This is a genomic window from Effusibacillus sp. SKA8 (assembly GCF_058273125.1).
Genome location: NZ_JBZCSF010000004.1, coordinates 113,168 through 131,068, shown reverse-complemented (window position 1 = coordinate 131,068; position 17,901 = coordinate 113,168). Strand labels below are relative to the sequence as shown.

At 54.0% G+C, this 17,901-nt stretch carries 16 protein-coding genes and 1 pseudogene; 7 read left to right on the top strand and 10 right to left on the bottom strand.

What is annotated here, in order from left to right:
• Positions 1 to 56: 56 nt before the first annotated feature.
• From AC4ED1_RS05385 to AC4ED1_RS05365, 5 genes and pseudogenes are all read right to left on the bottom strand, one after another.
• A complete protein-coding gene (locus tag AC4ED1_RS05385) occupies positions 57 to 1,364 on the bottom strand; it encodes a methyl-accepting chemotaxis protein (protein WP_490936445.1) in 1,308 nt (435 codons plus the stop codon).
• Positions 1,365 to 1,531: 167 nt separating this feature from the next.
• Positions 1,532 to 2,662 carry a shikimate dehydrogenase gene (locus AC4ED1_RS05380; RefSeq protein WP_490936443.1) on the bottom strand — a complete coding sequence of 377 codons (1,131 nt, stop codon included), beginning with the start codon at positions 2,660 to 2,662 and terminating at the stop codon, positions 1,532 to 1,534.
• An 18-nt stretch (positions 2,663 to 2,680) separates the two neighbouring features.
• Complete coding sequence (locus AC4ED1_RS05375; protein WP_490936441.1) at positions 2,681 to 3,130, bottom strand: type II toxin-antitoxin system RatA family toxin; 450 nt, start codon at positions 3,128 to 3,130, stop codon at positions 2,681 to 2,683.
• Between the two features lie 29 nt (positions 3,131 to 3,159).
• Positions 3,160 to 4,404 (bottom strand): aspartate aminotransferase family protein, encoded by a 1,245-nt coding sequence (locus AC4ED1_RS05370; RefSeq protein ID WP_490936439.1) that lies wholly within the window; start codon positions 4,402 to 4,404, stop codon positions 3,160 to 3,162.
• Positions 4,405 to 4,500: 96 nt separating this feature from the next.
• Positions 4,501 to 5,557: pseudogene (locus AC4ED1_RS05365) on the bottom strand (spore germination protein).
• Positions 5,558 to 5,766: 209 nt separating this feature from the next.
• Here AC4ED1_RS05365 and AC4ED1_RS05360 point away from each other — a divergent pair.
• From AC4ED1_RS05360 to AC4ED1_RS05345, 4 genes are all read left to right on the top strand, one after another.
• Positions 5,767 to 5,964: a hypothetical protein gene (locus AC4ED1_RS05360; RefSeq protein ID WP_490936437.1), complete on the top strand. Its 198-nt coding sequence runs from the start codon at positions 5,767 to 5,769 to the stop codon at positions 5,962 to 5,964.
• 449 nt (positions 5,965 to 6,413) lie between these two features.
• Positions 6,414 to 7,526, top strand: a complete 1,113-nt coding sequence (gene desA / locus AC4ED1_RS05355; RefSeq protein WP_490936436.1) for a Delta(5) desaturase DesA — start codon at positions 6,414 to 6,416, stop codon at positions 7,524 to 7,526.
• 50 nt (positions 7,527 to 7,576) lie between these two features.
• Positions 7,577 to 8,737, top strand: coding sequence for a sensor histidine kinase (locus tag AC4ED1_RS05350; RefSeq protein ID WP_490936434.1), 1,161 nt, complete (start codon positions 7,577 to 7,579; stop codon positions 8,735 to 8,737).
• Positions 8,734 to 9,333 carry a response regulator gene (locus AC4ED1_RS05345; protein WP_490936432.1) on the top strand — a complete coding sequence of 200 codons (600 nt, stop codon included), beginning with the start codon at positions 8,734 to 8,736 and terminating at the stop codon, positions 9,331 to 9,333. The genes AC4ED1_RS05350 and AC4ED1_RS05345 overlap by 4 nt, the downstream gene beginning before the upstream one ends.
• Before the next feature lie 342 nt (positions 9,334 to 9,675).
• On the opposite strand, the gene acsA is transcribed toward AC4ED1_RS05345, so the two are convergent.
• Entirely contained in the window at positions 9,676 to 11,406 is a 1,731-nt protein-coding gene (gene acsA / locus AC4ED1_RS05340; RefSeq protein WP_490936430.1) for an acetate--CoA ligase, read from the bottom strand.
• A gap of 213 nt (positions 11,407 to 11,619) precedes the next feature.
• On the opposite strand from acsA, the gene AC4ED1_RS05335 reads away from it, so the two are divergent.
• The 3 genes from AC4ED1_RS05335 to AC4ED1_RS05325 are packed head-to-tail and all read left to right on the top strand — an operon-like array spanning position 11,620 to position 14,072.
• Complete coding sequence (locus AC4ED1_RS05335) at positions 11,620 to 12,261, top strand: GNAT family N-acetyltransferase (protein ID WP_490936428.1); 642 nt, start codon at positions 11,620 to 11,622, stop codon at positions 12,259 to 12,261.
• A gap of 11 nt (positions 12,262 to 12,272) precedes the next feature.
• Positions 12,273 to 12,911: an acetoin utilization AcuB family protein gene (locus tag AC4ED1_RS05330; RefSeq protein WP_490936427.1), complete on the top strand. Its 639-nt coding sequence runs from the start codon at positions 12,273 to 12,275 to the stop codon at positions 12,909 to 12,911.
• Positions 12,912 to 12,914: 3 nt separating this feature from the next.
• Positions 12,915 to 14,072, top strand: coding sequence for an acetoin utilization protein AcuC (locus AC4ED1_RS05325; protein WP_490936425.1), 1,158 nt, complete (start codon positions 12,915 to 12,917; stop codon positions 14,070 to 14,072).
• Between the two features lie 48 nt (positions 14,073 to 14,120).
• Here the strand turns inward: AC4ED1_RS05325 and AC4ED1_RS05320 are convergent, their stop codons facing one another.
• The 4 genes from AC4ED1_RS05320 to AC4ED1_RS05305 form a co-directional block, all read right to left on the bottom strand.
• The gene (locus AC4ED1_RS05320; protein WP_490936423.1) at positions 14,121 to 14,504 is read right to left on the bottom strand and encodes a hypothetical protein; all 384 of its coding nucleotides are present in this window, start codon (positions 14,502 to 14,504) and stop codon (positions 14,121 to 14,123) included.
• Between the two features lie 45 nt (positions 14,505 to 14,549).
• Entirely contained in the window at positions 14,550 to 15,242 is a 693-nt protein-coding gene (locus AC4ED1_RS05315; protein ID WP_490936421.1) for a LutC/YkgG family protein, read from the bottom strand.
• Positions 15,235 to 16,671: a LutB/LldF family L-lactate oxidation iron-sulfur protein gene (locus AC4ED1_RS05310; protein WP_490936419.1), complete on the bottom strand. Its 1,437-nt coding sequence runs from the start codon at positions 16,669 to 16,671 to the stop codon at positions 15,235 to 15,237. Before AC4ED1_RS05310 ends, AC4ED1_RS05315 begins: the two co-directional genes overlap by 8 nt.
• Before the next feature lie 144 nt (positions 16,672 to 16,815).
• On the bottom strand, positions 16,816 to 17,859 hold the full coding sequence (locus tag AC4ED1_RS05305) for an ABC transporter substrate-binding protein (RefSeq protein ID WP_490936417.1): 1,044 nt from the start codon (positions 17,857 to 17,859) through the stop codon (positions 16,816 to 16,818).
• Positions 17,860 to 17,901 lie beyond the last annotated feature (42 nt).

The window sequence follows — 17,901 nt, the reverse complement described above, 5'->3', positions numbered from 1 at the left end:
AATGTATTGCAATCATACCAACTGGATACTCGAATGTCAATCATTCAAAAGCGGAATCAGTTGGCAAAAAAGCTTTTGATGTCTTCGACCACTTGGCCGGAAGCCTGTTCGAGGATTTTCCGGTTTTGCTCGATGGCACCTCTGTCTCCCCGCTGCAACGCGGCGGCGATTTCCCGTGCGCAGCTATGTACCGTTTTGTGAGCCTCCTCGAACTTTTGCCTGACCGCCGCCGGAAGAGTCTCCTTTTTCGCGTCGTACCACTTCCCTAAACGGCATTTGTGATGATCTCCCACTTCCTCCGGCTGCAATTGACCAAATCCGTAAATGGCGTTGTAAACCCGCCACACCCACCATTGATGGTCTTGGATGAGGATCTCTTTTAAAATCGGCGTTTCCAGCTGGTCAATTCCGGCTTCGGTAACGCTGCTGACACGCAGATCGTTGATCGCCTGCGACAAAGCCTCGATCCCGCTCCCGATATGATGCCAAGCTTCGTTCGAAGCGTTCAGTTTCTGCAGCACTTCGCCGATACTTTCGGCTATACTGCTGGTGGCGGCAGCCTGTTCCTCCGAAACCGCCGCAATGTTCGCGGTTTGCCCGTTGATGTTTTTGATCTCTGCGATGATTTCCAGCAAGGCGGCATGAGCTTCGGTGGCGTCGCGGGCACCGTTTTCGACCTGGTTTTCCGTTCCTTTCATCTGATCGAGCATCTCTTCCATTTTGACGAACAACCCCTGGATGTTGTTTGTGATGTCCTCCAGCGATCTTTTGGTGCCCTCCGCGAGTTTGCGGACTTCAGTCGCCACAACGGAAAATCCGCGCCCGTGCTCACCGGCGCGGGCCGCTTCGATCGAGGCGTTCAGAGCGAGCAAATTCGTTTGATCGGCAATTCCCTTGATGATCTCGATCATTTGTTTGGTTGAGTCAATGCTTGTTTGAAACTCGGAAAATTTTTGCGCCATGACTTGGAAAGAATTTTTCACTTCCAACAGGGAGTTCAGGGCTTTGTCGATCTTCTCCCCTCCCTCGGTTGCTTTGACCGAAGTCTGATCGGTATACTCGGCAACCTTTGTCGCGCTGTTGGCAACTTCGTGCACAGATGCGGACAACTGCTGGGAAGCGGCTCCCACGCTGTTTGAATTTTCAATCACATGCGACAGCTCATCCAACAGTTGGCCGGTTTTGTTCAACTCCAATACTTGATTGAACAGGTCGATACTGTGTTTGATATTTGAATCAAGCAACTCTTTCGCTTTTGCATCAGACTGTTCCATATCCGCCGGTTCCGGATTTCGCAATGGGCTCCAAGAATCGGATTTGATCGTTTCCGTTTTGTTTTCGGTGAATTTGTTGAATAAAAACATCCATCTGCCCCTCCACCCAAAAAGATCCTTGCCGTCGGATCGAGTCCGGCCGACGGTTGATTTGCTACACCATGTAACATTATTGTAACACAGATCACCGCTTCTCACATTTTAATTTTTTATAGGTTTAAAAACTTTAAAAAGACGCAGGCACAAGGCCGTGAACTTCAATTTAACGCCGGCGACCGCTTCTGCCGCCGCTTCCGCTCCGGGGCGTACTTGCCCGCATCCTGCCGGATTTCCCGAACCTTGCGGATTTCGCGGATCATATCGGGCGTCAACTGCCTGCCAAACGAGCGGAATCCGGCCAGTTTAAAACCGTGTTTTCGCGCGATTTCATCAATTTGGACCACCTGTTCGAACCGGATGTTCCGTCCGAGCGTAAAACACTCGTACCGCTTCTCCAACGCCAGCAGCATCGTTTCCGCCATGCAGGCGTAGACAACTCCCTTCGGCAGCCCGAACCGCAATTTCGATTGACAGTCGCCGGGCACCTCCACCAAGCCGCCTTCGATCACCAGCACATCCGGACGCTGTTCGGCCACGGACCGGGCGACATCCCGTGGACGGGCCACATCGCAAACGACTGCTCCCGGCCGCAAATCTTCCGGATATAAAACCGTATCCGCGCTCCCCGTTACAGTGACCACCAGTTCCGCTTGCCGGACCGCCCGGCGGGCATCCGTCGAGATGTCGACCGGCTTGCCCGATTCACTCATAATCATTCCCGCCAAACGTTCCAGTTTGGACTCATCTCTCGCGACGAGTGTCAACCGTCCCACATGCGGGGCGAGCATTCTTGCACAAACCGCCCCGATGGCTCCCGTGGCGCCAACGACCACCAAATGGGCTTTGTCCGGTTCGATATCCATCAACACTGCCGCCTGCCGCGTCGCCTGGATCGCGGTGGCGACCGTGTAACTGTTGCCCGTCGTTACGGGGATTTTCAAGTTTTTGGCAATCGTGATTCCCGCATCGCCGACGACTTTTGTAAACGCGCCAAGACCGAGGATTTTGGCACCGGCCCGCTCCGCGCGTTTGCCCGCCCGGATGATCTTGTTCAGCACCGTCGACAAAGGAAGTTCCAACATTTGCTTGGCGGTCAAAGTTGCCGCGACAAACCAGCCTTCCACCTCATTGTGTTCCGACCGGATGCCCGTCAGGTGATCCACCAGGAGCGGGGGGCTGAACCGCATCATTTTTTCGATTACCGGAGGCGGCCATTTTTTTAACGACGGAAACTTCTTCTCCACATCCGACATATCTTCCGGGTGCATCAAAAACCCAAACGTATCCATAAGTCATCCCCCAAGCTGTCAATTGTTGGCCAAACCGCCTTCAAACCGCTCTTTGATCGCTTTCAGCATCGCCTCTCCGTTTTGCCGCAGCTTCACTTTTGCCACCGGGTTCAAAAGCGCCGACAGCATCGGCACGCCAAATTCAAAATCCACCTTTAACGTCACCCGGGTGTGCTCACCGTCCTGCTCGACAATCCACTCGCCTTCAAATTTTTTCAGATCCCCGTCAATCTGGGCATACCGGATTGTGCGCGTCGTTTCGTCAAAATCGTCCCGTTCGCGCCATTTGAACGACATGCCGTTCAATGTGGTGTCCCAGGTGGTGATTGTCCAATTTTCGCCGCGTTCCAATACCCGAACTTCATTCAGGGAAGGCATGAAACGCGGATACGATTCCATGTCCTTCACCAACGCGTATACTTCGTCCGGCCGTCCGCAGATCGTTTCCCGCACTTCCACAAGCGGCATCCGTCATCCCCCTCTTTTCTTCGCAATTCTCAGGAAATCTGCACCAGCGGGTAACTTTGCGCCAATGCCCTGTCAAAAGCTTCCGCCACCAGATCGAGTTCCTGTTTGGCGATGTTGAGCGGCGGTTCCATCCGGGTGACGCGGAGATTGTTCAAAGCAAATGCGGCCAGTACACCGTGTTCGATCAATCCGGCCATCACCAGACCGCCGATCTCCTCACTGGCAAACTCGATTCCGATCATCAGGCCGGGCCCGCGAATTTCCGCGACCGTTCCCGGATACCGCCGGGCTGACATTTGCAGCCGGGCTGTCAAATAGGCGCCCTTGCTTTCCGCTTGCTCATGCAGTTTCTCTTCCAGCAGCACGTCGATCGCCGCGTTCGCCGCCGCACAAGCCAGCGGGTTTCCGCCAAATGTCGACGTATGCAGCAACGGAGCATCCATATAAGCGTCATAAAGGTGCGGTCTCGCGACAAACGCACCCACCGGCATCACTCCGCCGCCAAGCGCCTTGGCCAGACACATGATGTCAGGCACCACTTCTTCTTTTTCACAGGCGAAAATCCGGCCCGTGCGCCCCATGCCCGTCTGCACTTCATCCGCGATCAACAACACGCCTTTGCGGTCGCAAAGCTCCCGTACGGCGCGCAAGTAACCGGACGGCGGTACAATGATCCCCGCTTCCCCCTGGACCGGTTCGAGAATCACGGCCGCCGTTTGCCCGTCGATGGCCGCTTCCAGGCGATCCGGATCGCCAAACGGAACATGGACGAATCCGGCGAGCAGCGGCTGAAAAGGAGCGCGATACAAGTCTTTGCCGGATGCGGACAACGCCCCCATCGTCTTGCCGTGAAACGAATTCAGCATCGACACGATTTTCGGTTTGCCGGTGGCGATCCTCGCCAGCTTGATCGCGCCCTCCACCGCTTCCGCGCCTGAATTGCAGACAAACGCGTAAGTGAGGTCGCCAGGTGTGATGCGGGCCAATTTTTCCGCCAAATCGGCCATCGGCTCGCAAAGCATGACTTTGCTTGACAGCGGCATCTTCCGCAATTGGTCTTCCACCGCCCGGACAATCCGCGGATGCCTGTGTCCGAAAGCAAACGTCCCGTAGCCGCCGACGCAATCGATCATCCGTCTGCCGTCCCAGTCGGTGACCACTGCGCCCTTCGCTTCCCGCTCGACGGCGGACAATCCCATAAACCGCAAAAGCCTTGCCAGCCCCGGGTTGAGATAAGCTTCGTATTTCGCCAAGACCTGCTCGCTTTTTGTCATGAGGCACCTCCAAATGTAACTGCATTATGTGGAAATTCAGGCAAAGTTATGCATGCGGGATCTGTTTTCGCGCAGCACGGCCGCGCTTGCGGGCGTCTACTTACGCCGCTTGTCCATCGGATGCAGGATGGGCGGACGCTTTTGGTTCCAGAGGATGGGCGTCCGCATCATCACATGCAAAAATGATCTGCCGTTGAAAGGCAACAACGGCCACAAATAAGGGGGTCATCCACCGCGATTTCGCCCAAAATAACCGCCGCCACCAATCCCATCGCGGTCGCCAGAGAAGAGGGCGTATGAATCGCGGCCATTCTCAGCACATCGATTCCCAGTTCCGCAATCAGCAGTTGCCAAAACAGATGGAGCTTCCCCGTATTTCCCGGGATGACGAACCGGAGCGTTTCCGGCACCACAGACGGACTCAGCGCAAACGCCAGCCAGAGCGGCGGAACCAGCACGGACCCGAGGATGGCAAGCAACCGAATCCAGCGCAAATAAGCGCCTACAACCGGTTTTTGACGGTATTCCTCGGCGTGCTGCATATGGTGAAAAAAGTGGTTGGCGTAATCATCGGATAAGGATTCCAGTTTTGCCGAAACACCAGTTCTTCAATCGTTTTCTCCGCCATCGGCAGTCCGTCGATTTCGACTTTCCGCAGTTCGCCGCGCAGCAAATCGACGAGTTCGGGATTGGCAATGTCTTTCACGTAAGCCAGGCAAACGTCGGTTTTCGATCTGGCTCCGACCCGCAGATATTCAAACCGCAGCCGCGGGTCCCGGATTCGCCTGCGGGTCAGCGCGGTGTTAAAGACAATCGTTTCCGTAAAACCGTCCCGCGCTCCGCGAACGACCCGTTCCGTATCGGGTTCCTCCGGTCCTCTGGCCGGGTAGGTGCGGGCGTCAATGACGATCGCTTCGGTTTCCCCGTCAACCAGCAACACCAGTGAACCGGATAGGACCGCATCGGCAATTTTGCCGATATCGGCTGTCGCCTCCACTTCCAAATACGCGACATGGGCTTGCAGCAAGCGGCGGCAGATCATGTCAAAACTTTCGTTGACGCCCAAAAGCTCGTTCAAATACTTGACATTGACCGCCAAATCGGAATCGAGAACCCTGCGTCGCGGATCGGCCTCTGCAGTCCCTGTCGGCATGCGGCTATCCCCTTTGCCAATCAGTATGGCAAAAAAAGGGGAGCATCAAACACTGCCGAATCGGAATGCTTCCCGGAAAAACGGGGAAAAATCTAACGTCAACAAAAAAATCGGACAAAAGGGGGTGTACGGGTCTGGGGTACTACAAACTGAGCAGGGAGCGCGAAGATTACAACAAGCGAATGCAGGGGAACCAGGAGCTTGAGATTGTGCAAGCCTGGCAGAAGGATGTGCTGATCGAGGAATTCCCGGAAGGTCCGTATGGAGCCCAAGTGTACCTGGATCAAAAAATCGGCAAATCCTCCGAATGGAGGCACGGACAGCACGTGGTAAACCGCTTCCAGGACGAAAACCCGACGACCAACGATTTCAAAGTGCCTTCCGACGCACAATTGCCCGATCCGTAATGCAACCAAATCCGCAAAGCTGACGCCCTTGCTGGGTGTACTACTACAAAGCGGTATACCTTGACCCCGAAGGTATACCGCTTTGTTCATATCGCAACTTTTTCAGGATTCTCTTGATTCAGCGACGCTCCGCAAGAATTTCAATTCGGCGTTCGGGCGTGTTTTTAGTTCTGACGCATGGTTCGTTGTTTGTGGTACCATGTTGCTAGGGACATTTCCTCTCGTTGGTTATTCTGTGGTGGTTTAACCTTGATTATAATCAAGAACATGCTAGGATTTCAAAGATTCAGGTAAGAAACACCCCGATGACCCGTATGACATTTGTCATACGCTCCTCTTGACGTTTATGAATTCAGGAGAGCGCACGTATTCCCCTATAATATAAGGAAAACAAAGAAAGACATCAATGCACGAATTCGCGCAACGGATTCAATGGGGAGGATTACATCATGTCGGCATCCCATCTTGCCAACCTGAAAAAAGAAGTGAGCGCTTTTCAGAGAACCGATACGAAATCGAGCCTGCTGCAAGTCATCAATACCCTCGTGCCACTGGTCTTGCTCTGGTGTGCCGCGTACGCCAGCCTGTCCTTTTCGTACGGGCTTACGTTGCTGATCGCGGCCGTCGCTTCCGGCTTTTTGATTCGGACATTCATTCTATTTCACGACTGCTGCCATCAATCGTTTTTCAAAAGCCGCAAAGCCAACGATATACTCGGCACCATTACCGGAGTATTGACACACGTGCCCTACTGCCAATGGAAGCACGACCATTCCGTGCACCACGCGACGAGCGGCAATCTTGCCAAAAGAGGCATCGGGGATGTTTGGCTGCTCACGGTGGAAGAGTATGCAGCTTCCCCCCTGTGGCGGCGCATCTTCTACCGTTGTTACCGAAACCCGCTCGTCATGTTCGGCTTCGGCCCGATTGCGGTGTTTCTGGTTCAATACAGGTTCAACCGCAGGGGAGCACCTCGCAAGGAACGGATCAACACCTACTTGACCAATCTGCTGATTGCCGTCATGTACGCGCTGCTCTACCAAGCTGTCGGTTGGCAGGCATTGCTGGCCGTGCAGGGACCGATCTTTTTCCTTTCCGGCATGTTCGGTATCTGGCTGTTTTACGTGCAGCACCAGTTCGAACGCTCCTATTTTGAAAGGGAAGAAGAATGGAATTATGTGCAGGCTGCCTTGGAAGGCAGTTCCTTTTACAAGCTGCCCCGGCCTTTGCAGTGGATCACCGGCAATATCGGCTTTCATCACGTGCATCATTTGAATCCGAGAGTGCCGAACTACCATCTGGAAGAAGCTCATCTCGCTGTTCCATTCCTGCAAAAGGCGACCACGATTACGCTCGCCACCAGCCTGAAATCGTTGCGGTACCGGCTGTGGCATGAAGCCGAGAAAACGTTTGTCAGTTTCAAAGAGGCCCGAACCATAATCCGCAGTTTGCACAATGCCGCTTCGAAACGCTCCAAACGCAGGGGGATAGCGGCGGTCGCGGCAAAAATTGAGCAGGAGCCCGGACAGACTGAGAGGGAAACCGCTGTAGAGCCGGTGTAGTATGATATACACACATGCTGTTTCAGCGAAAGAAATCGGAGGAAAACACCATGCGTACAGTGCTGCAAAAACTAAATACCATGTTTCGAAAAAATACAGGGCTCAGCCCCTACGTGTGGATCGTTTTCTACATTCTTCCGTTTTACTTCATTTTCCGGACTTCTTCTCTTTATCAGGTGGCGATCGGCATCGCGATGGTCATCCTGTTTTCCGTTTGCTACCTGTTGTCCTTTTTTTCTAAAGGTTGGCTCGTGTATTTCTGGACGGGTGTGCAAATCATCATTTCCACAGCGATGGGTTTTCTGTACGGTTACGTTTATTTTTCGCTGTTTCTGGCGTTTTTCATCGGAAATTTGCGCAACCGGGCAGCGTTTTTCACATTGTATGCAGTGCATCTGATCAGCACGCTGGCCGCCGTCAACTATGGGTTTGCCAAGCAAGATCCCGAGTTCATCAAGCAGCTTCCGTTTGTACTGCTGAGCCTCATCGCAGTCATTTTGCTTCCAGTCAGTTCCTACAACAAAAACAGGGAGGACAGCTTAATCGGGCAGTTGGAAAACGCCAACAAACGCATCGCTGAACTTGTCAAACTGGAGGAAAGACAGCGGATCGCCCGCGATTTGCATGACACACTTGGTCAAAAGCTGTCTCTCATCGGATTGAAAAGCGATTTGGCCCTGAAATTGATCAAGAAGAATCCGAAACAGGCGGAAGCAGAAATGCGCAATGTGTTGGAAACGGCCCGTGCCGCATTGAAGGAAACCCGGCAATTGGTGACCCGAATGCGGGGGGCCAAGCTGGAGGACGAAATTGAGCGCGCCCGCCAACTGCTGACGGCAGCGCAGATCGAATTTGAAGTGGAAGGCGACCCCAGTCGCACGAACACGTCTTTGATTCATGAAAATGTTGCGTGTATGTGTCTGAAGGAAGCGGTCACCAATATCGCAAAGCACAGCGGTGCGACCCGGTGTACCGTTTCCATCGACTCTACTCCGATCGAACTGGTCGTTCGCGTCTGGGACAACGGTTTGGGCTTTGTCCCTTGGACAGCAAACCTCCGGGGGAGCGGACTGAGAGGAATGAAAGAAAGATTGGAGTTTGTCAACGGCAACCTCGATATACGTTCGGAGGAAAACGGGGAAGGAACGACGGTCATCATCACAGTGCCGAACATGCCGAAACGACCTGCGGAACAGGGGGCGGGCGTATGATCCGGGTTCTTATTGCTGAAGACCAGAAAATGCTGCTTGGCGCGCTGGCCGCACTGCTTGAATTGGAAGAAGACATCGAGGTTGTCGGCAAGGCGGCTAACGGAGAGGAAGCGGTACGTCTCGCCGGTCTGCTTCAGCCCGACGTTTGCATCATGGATATTGAAATGCCTGGCATGAGCGGGCTGGACGCCGCGGAGCAGCTGAAGGGAACCGGATGCAAGGTGATTATTCTCACCACCTTTGCGCGTCCGGGGTATTTTGAACGTGCGGTGAAAGCGGGCGTACACGCATATTTGCTGAAGGACAGCCCGAGCGAAGAACTGGCCGAAGCGATCCGCGGCGTGACGGTTGGCAAGCGGATTTTTGCGTCCGAATTGGTGGAAGTTGCCTATAACGACGAGAATCCCCTGACCGAACGGGAACATGAAGTGCTGATGCTGATGGCCGAGGGAAAAAGCACAAATCAAATCGCCAGCGAGCTTTATCTTACCACAGGGACGGTGCGCAACTACATTTCCGTTATTCTCAGCAAGCTGAATGTCGGCAACCGCATCGAAGCGATCAAACGGTTCAAGGAAAAAGGATGGTTCAAATAACATGCACTTGGAATCGTTCACTTAGACTCCCTTGCCGCTTCAGCGGCACCAACAGAATCAAGCACTATCTTCGATATTGAGACAAATTTCCCTCCATTTTGCTATGAGGAAAGTTATGCGGAATCGCTATCCGCTGCTATTGGGGATTTTACATCCGATGTTGACACCTCCGGCAACATCAGCTTCCGCCTCGCAACGGACACCCTTGCTTTAAGCTATGGCTACTGCTACCTTCGCCATTCGGGACTCTCACCCTATAGACAACGCCCATGCCGGGCGCACACAAAAAGGGAAGGCCCCGTATGCAACGTGGCCTTCCCTGCCGCTTGCAGGCCTTCCGTATCAATCTTCCATGGTGGACAGGTCGCCGGTCGGCAGCCCCAGTTCCCATGCCTTCAGAACGCGGCGCATGATCTTTCCGGAACGGGTTTTCGGCAGCTTGTCGCGGAACTCGATTTCCCGCGGAGCCGCATGGGCAGCCAGTCCCTTTTTCACGAATTCCTGAATCTCTTTGATCAGTTCCTCAGACGGTTGATAGCCGTCGCGCAAGGAGATGAAGGCTTTGATAATCTCCCCGCGGAGCGGATCCGGCTTCCCGATAACGCCCGCTTCCGCAACAGCCGGATGTTCAACGAGCTTGCTTTCCACTTCAAACGGCCCCACACGCTCGCCGGAGGTATTGATCACGTCGTCGACACGGCCTTGGAACCAGAAGTAACCGTCTTCGTCCCTGTAAGCGGAATCGCCGGAAATATACCAAGGTTTCAGGCGGAAGTACTCTTCATATTTCGCCGGGTTGTTCCAGATTGCACGCATCATCGACGGCCAGGGAGCGCGGATTGCAAGGTTCCCCATCCTGTACGGCGGCAGTTCGTTACCTTCATCGTCAACGATCGCCGCATAAACGCCGGGAATCGGTTTGCCCATCGAACCCGGCTTGATCGGCATCGACGGATAGTTGCAAATCAGCTGACCGCCTGTCTCCGTCATCCACCAGGTATCGTGGATCCGCTTGCCGTAAACCTTCAGCCCCCAACGGACCACTTCCGCGTTGAGAGGTTCGCCGACGGACAGAACGTGACGGAGCGAGGACAGATCGTACTTCTTGACCAATTCGTCGCCAGCGCCCATCAGCATGCGGAAGGCGGTCGGTGCGGAATACCAGACGGTAACTTTATACTTCTCAATCGTTTGATACCAATCGTCAGGAGAGAAACGACCGCCCCGGATCACGGTTGTCACACCGTTCAACCACGGCGACCACATACCGTAAACGGTGCCGGTAACCCAACCCGGGTCAGCCGTACACCAATAAATGTCATCCTGTTTAAGGTCAAGCACCCATTTGCCGGTTTGGAGATGCTGAATCATGGCGTTGTGAACGTGCAAAACGCCTTTCGGTTTGCCGGTGGAGCCGGATGTGTAGTGAAGCTGCAGGCCGTCTTCACGGTCAACCCATTCGATGTCCAACTGGTCGGAAGCCTCGGCCATCAGTTTTTCGTAGCTCAGCTCGCGCTCGCCAAGTTCTCCTTCCGCTCCCACCAGAATCACGTGCTTCAGGGCGGGAAGTTCCGCCACCGGAACCCGGCCTTTCAATTGCGGAGTGGTGACGATCGCAACCGCTTCCGAATCCTGCAGACGGTCTTTGACAGCCGCTTCCATAAACGCTTCAAAAAGCGGTCCGACGATCGCGCCGATCTTCACCGCACCGACGTAAACGGCGTACAATTCGGGAGAACGCGGCATGAACACGAACACGCGGTCCCCTTTTTTGATGCCCAGCGAACGCAAAACATTGCCAAACTTATTTGAAAGTGCTTTCATTTGAGCGAATGTGTAAGATTCGTCGCGCGTCGCGTCGCTGAACAAAAGCGCGAGTTTGTCTCCGCGGCCTTCGTCCACATGGCGGTCGACCGCTTCATACGCGATATTCACCTTTCCGGTCTGCGACCAGGTGAATTCCTTTTCCACGTCTTCCCATTTGAAATTCGCGTACGCTTCTTCGTAGCTTTTCAGGTTGTTGTCTGAAGTCATTACCGGAACGAGTTCTTGTTCCTTCATCTGTTCCGCCATTAACCCCCGCCTCCTATACGGATTCTATTTTTTTAGATTATTGAAATTACTGTGTCTATTTTAGCACAGCCAAATTCAGACTACAATCGACTTGTGCAAAACAAATCAATGATATTTTTCATCATAATTTCACATATTGTATTGAAAATTGTTGCGTCATGTTTGCAGCCGCTGCGCTATAATAACACTAACAAGTGGAGGTGGTCAGAAAGCATGCCGGCTCTTGAACATAAAAAGACTTTTTACTCGAAAGCTCTATCCACTCCAAAGGGAGTCCTTCACATAGAAGGTCCAGTTGCGCCGGAAACGCTCGCTTCGCTTGAATTTCACGAAGGACTGAAAGCGTTTCGCCCCGCGCCGCAACAGCATAGAGCCCTGATCGAAATCGCAGGACTGCCGGAAGGACGCATCATCATAGCCCGTCATGGCCAGACTGTCGTCGGATACGTTACATATCTCTATCCGGATCCTCTGGAACGCTGGTCGGAGGCACATCTCGACAATCTGCTGGAACTCGGGGCAGTGGAAGTGATTGCCGAATTCCGCCACGGGGGAGTCGCCAAAGCGCTGCTTGAAGTCTCGTTTATGGACGATGCGATGAACGATTATATCGTGATCTCCACCGAGTATTATTGGCATTGGGATCTGCAAGGAACCGGCCTGTCCGTGTGGGAGTACAAAGAAGTGATGAAAAAAGTCATGGGTTCAGTGGGGATGGAAGTGTACGCAACAGACGATCCGGAAATCACTTGCCATCCGGCCAATATGCTGATGGCTCGTATCGGCAGCCGGGTTCCGGAGGAGTCTGTCGAATGTTTCCATAACATTCGTTTCAAAAATAGATATATGTTTTAGGGAGGAACAACATGCTCGTCGAACAGGCAATGACCCCCAACGTGATCTGCGTTTCGCCGGACACTCCAATCGAAGAAGCGCTGGCTCTCACCACTGTCAACCGGATTCGCCATCTGCCGGTCGTCGAGGACGGACGGCTGGTGGGAATCATCTCCGACAGGGATTTGCGAAACGCCATGCCTTCCTGTTTAATTAAAGACAAAAGCGAGGTTTTAAAAGACACTCCCGTCAAATCGGTCATGAAAACAAACGTCATCACCGCGCATCCGCTGGATTTCGTGGAAGATGCAGCGCACATCCTTTATCAAAAACGGATCGGTTGCCTGCCAGTAGTTTCCTGCGGTAAATTGGTCGGCATTATCACCGAGCGAGATATCCTCCACACACTGGTTGAAATGATGGGGGTATCCTCGCCGACTTCCAGAGTCGAAATCCAGGTTCCCGACCGTCCCGGGATGCTTGCCGAGATAGCGGACTTGCTTCGCGCCAGAAAAATCAACGTGTCAAGCGTGATGGTATTCCCCGGTACCGAGCATGGCCAAAAAACCATTGTCTTCCGGCTAAAGACAATGGATCCTCGCCGTTTTATTTGCGATGTGGAAAACGCAGGCTACAAAGTCGTACAACCGCCTGCTCTAAGCCGGGAGTAACGTATGAATCACCGAGTGGCGTTCATCCATAGCGAATCGTTTCTGAATTACAAATTCGGGGAAGAGCATCCGTTCAATCCCAAACGTCTGCAAATGACGTGGGATTTGATGCAAGAACTGGGCCTGCTAAACGAATCCCATCTCGTGGCGCCGCGGCCGGCAACCCTGGAAGAATTGTTCCGGGTGCACGATCCGGACTTTGTGCATGCCGTCCAAACAGCATCGACACTGCCGCCCGAAGCCGATCCTGCCGAGATCGGTTTCGGGCTTGGCACGGAAGATACGCCAATTTTTCCCAACATGCACGAAGCGACCAGCCTGATTGTCGGCGGAACCGTTGTCGCCGCCGAACTCGTCATGTCGGGGCAGGTCGATCACGCGCTGAACCTGGCGGGAGGTCTGCATCACTCCCGCCGCAACGAAGCGTCCGGTTTTTGCGTATATAACGATATCGGCGCGGCAATCGCTTACATAAAAGACCGTTACAACGCCCGTGTCCTGTACTTGGACACCGACGCACACCACGGCGACGGCGTGCAATGGATGTTCTACGACGATCCGGACGTGCTGACCATCTCTTTTCACGAAACGGGGAAATATTTGTATCCGGGTACGGGGGACATTGAAGAACGCGGGGACGGACGAGGATACGGATATTCGCTGAACATTCCGCTGGAACCTTTTACGGAAGACGATTCATGGCTCGCGTCTCTCCGTTCCGTATTGCCGCATGTGTTTCACAAATTTAAACCCGATGTGGTGATTTCGCAAAACGGCTGCGACGCCCACCATTACGATCCTTTGACCCATTTGTCCGCAACGACGCTTCTCTACCGGGAAATCCCGAAAATGGTGCACGAACTCGTGCATGAAGTTTGCAACGGCAGATGGGTTGCGGTCGGCGGCGGCGGATATGACATTTGGCGGGTCGTCCCGCGGGCCTGGACGATGCTGTGGGCGGAACTGTCCGATCAGGAACTGCCGGACGAAATCCCGCAAGCCTGGTTGGACAGGTGGCAGCCTCAGGCACCCGTCTCCCTGCCAACAACGTTTCTCGATCCGCCCGGCCTGTTTCCGCCGATTCCCCGCCGCGCGGAAATCGAAGAAAAAAACCGCATCACAATCCGGCGGGCGCTGTTGGGAACTCCGTTTTTGCTTTAGTTTTGGGCAAAATAAAAACAAGAGGCGGGCCTGCGGGTCCGCCTTCGTTCACGATTCGTCGCATTTGCCATCGCGTGCTTTTGCCAGTCCGTAATAATACCCTCCGAAGAAAATCACATGCCGGCCGATCCACCCCGGAATCCAGGCGGTGATCAGATACATGCCGGCGGCGACCACGAACAAAAACGCCAAAAAGCGGTACACCCCGACACTTTTTACATACTCTTCCTTATCCTGCCGCGCAAGCAACCGTTTCCGCATCAACTCTCCGATTGCTCTCCCAAGCGCCAACAGTACAAAGAAATAGGCGATTTCCAAACCATAGCGGTATACGATGTAGCGCCCCGCTTGATTCGGTTGCCCCGTGATCGCCGTTTCGGCGATGAGTATGGCAATCGCGGTCAACGCCAACAGCCAGTGCCACCATTTCATTTTCCGCGCCCCCTTGCAACAGAATCCTTGGAATGCCGTTCCGATTCATTTTAAGAGGATCACGTGAACCTTGCCGGGACCATGCACGCCGAAGGCCAAATCCCCTTCAATGTCACCGGTTCGGCTGGGGCCCGTTATAAAATTGATGCAGGCAGGCAGTCCCGCTGCGGCATGGCGGCGAATGAAGGCAGCCGCCTCGGTCAACCGGGGGACAATTTTGCTTTCGGGCAGAACCGCCACATACACGGGGGGAAGGAGGCTTACCAACCGTCCCCGGCCGCCGCCGTTGAACAATACGACAGACCCCGTTTCCGACAACCCCATTTCCGCAAACGTGATTCCCATATCCACATTGGCCGCGTAAGAACGCAGCACCCGTTCGTCTTCAGATGTATCCCACTTTCGGTGTTCCACTTTTTTTGCCGTCAACCATTCTTCCAGTCGAAGACCCCGCAGACGCCGGTCATCCCAGTACAGAACCGACTTCACCGCAAATTTGTCGATCACCCCGGCAAGGGCTTTGCCGAAATCGGCCTCTGCGACCCGGTCCACTTCCGTATTGAGAGCGGTCAAATTTTCGATAAACTGCCGGATCAAACCTTCCTGATCAAGCCCCTGATGAAGATGCCGGTACGGCTTTTGCATCCAGTCGGGAGGCGTGACCCCGAACCGGCGGGGACGCCCGAGCTTGCCGGCGATCTTGTCAAGAAACGATGCTTGCCGCGCCTGATCACTCATGGCGGCTTCCCCTTCCTTTCCTTTCTTTTTTCCACTCTTTTTTCCACCATTCCCGGAAGGACTGTTTGGCCTGCTGCGGCAACTCCCTTCCCTCCGTCCATCGCGCCAGCGGCTCCGGGCCACCGGACCGAAAGCCGTTCCCGACAACAACCCCCAAACCGGTACGGGCCATTTTCACCGCCTTTTCATATATGGCAGGGTGGCTTGCCAGATACCCGAATCCCTTGAAGGCCAATTTTTCCGTCCAGGGGACAAATCCCCGCTCCGCTTCATCCTTGCGGTGTCTGATCAGCAGATCGTGCAGCGGGATCTTCACCGGACAGACTTCCGTGCAAGCCCCGCACAAGCTGGACGCAAAGGGAAGTTCTTTCCATTCTTCGTATCCTTCCAAAAGCGGCGTTAGCACGGCTCCGATCGGCCCGCTGTACACGCCGCCGTATGCGTGCCCTCCAATGTGCCTGTAAACGGGGCACACGTTCAGGCAGGCCCCGCAACGAATGCATTTGAGAACTTCCTGGTAGACCGTTCCCAAAATCCCGGATCTTCCGTTGTCGAGGATCACCAAATGAAACTCTGCGGGACCGTCGCGATCCTCCGGCTGCCGGGGGCTGTTGATCGCTGTCATGTAGACGCTGATTTTTTGGCCGGTGGCGCTGCGGGTCAACATCGACACGAGAATGTCCAGTTCCTCCCATGTCGGCACAATTCGTTCCATCCCCATAATCGCGATATGAACCTTCGGCAACGTTGTGGTCAAACGAGCGTTGCCCTCATTGCTGATCAATACAACGGAACCGGATTCCGCAACCGCGAAGTTGCAGCCCGAAATGCCGATATCCGCCTGAAGAAACTCTTGCCGCAACTGCTGCCGGGCAAAGGAGCATAACTCCGTCGTTTCGCCGGACAACTGCCGGTTGGCCACTTCCGAGAAAAGTCTGGCGACATCTTCCCGCGTTTTGTGAATAGCCGGCGCGATCAGGTGGGAAGGAGTCTCTCCGGCAAGCTGAATGATGTATTCTCCCAGGTCGGATTCCACCACCTTCACGCCGATCGTTTCCAAATGTTTATTAAGATGGAGCTCCTCCGATACCATCGACTTTGACTTGACGACAGTCCGGGCTCCTTTTTCCCGTACGACGCCGGCAATGTAAGTTAACGCCGCTTCCGCCGTCTCCGCAAAATGGACGTGACCGCCGTTCTTGCGAATGTTGGCCGCCAGTTGCTCCAAATAACTGTCCAGATTTTCAATCGTATGCGTCCGGATGGCGGAGGCCAGATCCCGCCACTCTTCGATGTTGCCGAGAGCGCCGGCGGCAAGGGATCTGCCTTTGCGCAACCGGTCCTGGGTGAGCGGCACGGCTTTTCTCATCTGTGAATTCTGCAGCGCGTCCTTCACGCGTTCAAAAAAATCGGTTGGCTGCCGGCTCATTTGTCCATCCCCCACTTTCATTGCCTGCCCCTTTTCAAACAGCCCCATTCAAACGATGAAAGAAAAGAGTCCGGCGAGCGACGAATTCCCGCCGGACAAAACCCCTTTTTAAATTTAAAAATCTCTTTTTCCATTGGCGATGCGTTATTTGCTCTCGATCTTGTCGAAATAGACAGGGTTAAATTTCTCGATTTTCCCCTTCAGCTTTTCAAGATCGATACCCTGCTTGGCAGCGGCTTCCTTGTTCACGCCAAGCCGCAGGTCTTTCGGGAATTGAACGGGCATATCGCCGGGCTTCACCTCTCCCTTCAGGATTTTCACCGCCATCAGGCCCGTTTGATAGCCGTGGTCCTTGTAATCGATACCGTATCCGGCAAAGCCGCCGTTGCGGACAGAGTCGGTTTCGCCGACAAACAGCGGAATCTTGTTGTCGGATACCACTTTGACAACCGCTTTCAACGCCGAGATGACCGTATTGTCCTTGGGCAGGTAAATCGTGTCCACGCGCCCTACCAGCGATTCGGCGGCCTGCTTCACTTCCGTCGCGTTTGCCGCGTTGGCCTCGACAGCTTCCATGCCGAGTCCGGCGAGGGCTTTCTTGGCTTCCTTCACGTTCACCACGGAATTGACTTCCCCGGAATTATAGATGATCCCGACTTTTTTGGCGTCCGGGAAGAGTTCCTTCATCGCTTCCATCGTCTTCCTGATGTTATCAGGGTGGGTATCGGAGTAACCCGTCACGTTTTTCCCCGGTTTTTCCAGATTATCGACAAGCTTTGCGGCCAGCGGATCGGTGATGGCGGAAAACAGGACCGGAATGTTTGTGCCCTGCGTCGCTTTGACGACCGCTTGGGCGCTCGGCGTTGCGATTGCCAGAATCAGGTCTTTCTTGTCGGCGACAAACTTCTGGGCGATGGTGGAGGTGTTTGACGGTTCGCCTTGTGCAGATTGATAGTCGATTTCGATGTTTTTGCCGTTTTCGAAACCGTTGTCTTTCAACGCGGCGATGAAACCTTCCCGCGTTGCATCAAGCGATGGATGTTCGACGATCTGTGTGATTCCGATTTTCAGTTTGGCCTTTTGGCCTTCGCTCCCCTTCGGAGCCTGCGCGGCCGGTTGCGAACATGCCGCCAGAAATAGGCAGGACGTCAGCATCAGCCAACCGGAGAGACGCTTGTTCCATCTCATTCTTCTGATTCCCCTTTTTTCATATGTTTTTATTTTTTGATA

What these genes read in the sequence shown, in the direction of transcription:
- AC4ED1_RS05385 (WP_490936445.1), bottom strand. Translation starts at nt 1,364, where the DNA reads ATGTTTTTATTCAACAAATTCACCGAAAACAAAACGGAAACGATCAAA.
- AC4ED1_RS05380 (WP_490936443.1), bottom strand. Translation starts at nt 2,662, where the DNA reads ATGGATACGTTTGGGTTTTTGATGCACCCGGAAGATATGTCGGATGTG.
- AC4ED1_RS05375 (WP_490936441.1), bottom strand. Translation starts at nt 3,130, where the DNA reads ATGCCGCTTGTGGAAGTGCGGGAAACGATCTGCGGACGGCCGGACGAA.
- AC4ED1_RS05370 (WP_490936439.1), bottom strand. Translation starts at nt 4,404, where the DNA reads ATGACAAAAAGCGAGCAGGTCTTGGCGAAATACGAAGCTTATCTCAAC.
- desA (WP_490936436.1), top strand. Translation starts at nt 6,414, where the DNA reads ATGTCGGCATCCCATCTTGCCAACCTGAAAAAAGAAGTGAGCGCTTTT.
- AC4ED1_RS05350 (WP_490936434.1), top strand. Translation starts at nt 7,577, where the DNA reads ATGCGTACAGTGCTGCAAAAACTAAATACCATGTTTCGAAAAAATACA.
- AC4ED1_RS05345 (WP_490936432.1), top strand. Translation starts at nt 8,734, where the DNA reads ATGATCCGGGTTCTTATTGCTGAAGACCAGAAAATGCTGCTTGGCGCG.
- acsA (WP_490936430.1), bottom strand. Translation starts at nt 11,406, where the DNA reads ATGGCGGAACAGATGAAGGAACAAGAACTCGTTCCGGTAATGACTTCA.
- AC4ED1_RS05335 (WP_490936428.1), top strand. Translation starts at nt 11,620, where the DNA reads ATGCCGGCTCTTGAACATAAAAAGACTTTTTACTCGAAAGCTCTATCC.
- AC4ED1_RS05330 (WP_490936427.1), top strand. Translation starts at nt 12,273, where the DNA reads ATGCTCGTCGAACAGGCAATGACCCCCAACGTGATCTGCGTTTCGCCG.
- AC4ED1_RS05325 (WP_490936425.1), top strand. Translation starts at nt 12,915, where the DNA reads ATGAATCACCGAGTGGCGTTCATCCATAGCGAATCGTTTCTGAATTAC.
- AC4ED1_RS05320 (WP_490936423.1), bottom strand. Translation starts at nt 14,504, where the DNA reads ATGAAATGGTGGCACTGGCTGTTGGCGTTGACCGCGATTGCCATACTC.
- AC4ED1_RS05315 (WP_490936421.1), bottom strand. Translation starts at nt 15,242, where the DNA reads ATGAGTGATCAGGCGCGGCAAGCATCGTTTCTTGACAAGATCGCCGGC.
- AC4ED1_RS05310 (WP_490936419.1), bottom strand. Translation starts at nt 16,671, where the DNA reads ATGAGCCGGCAGCCAACCGATTTTTTTGAACGCGTGAAGGACGCGCTG.
- AC4ED1_RS05305 (WP_490936417.1), bottom strand. Translation starts at nt 17,859, where the DNA reads ATGAGATGGAACAAGCGTCTCTCCGGTTGGCTGATGCTGACGTCCTGC.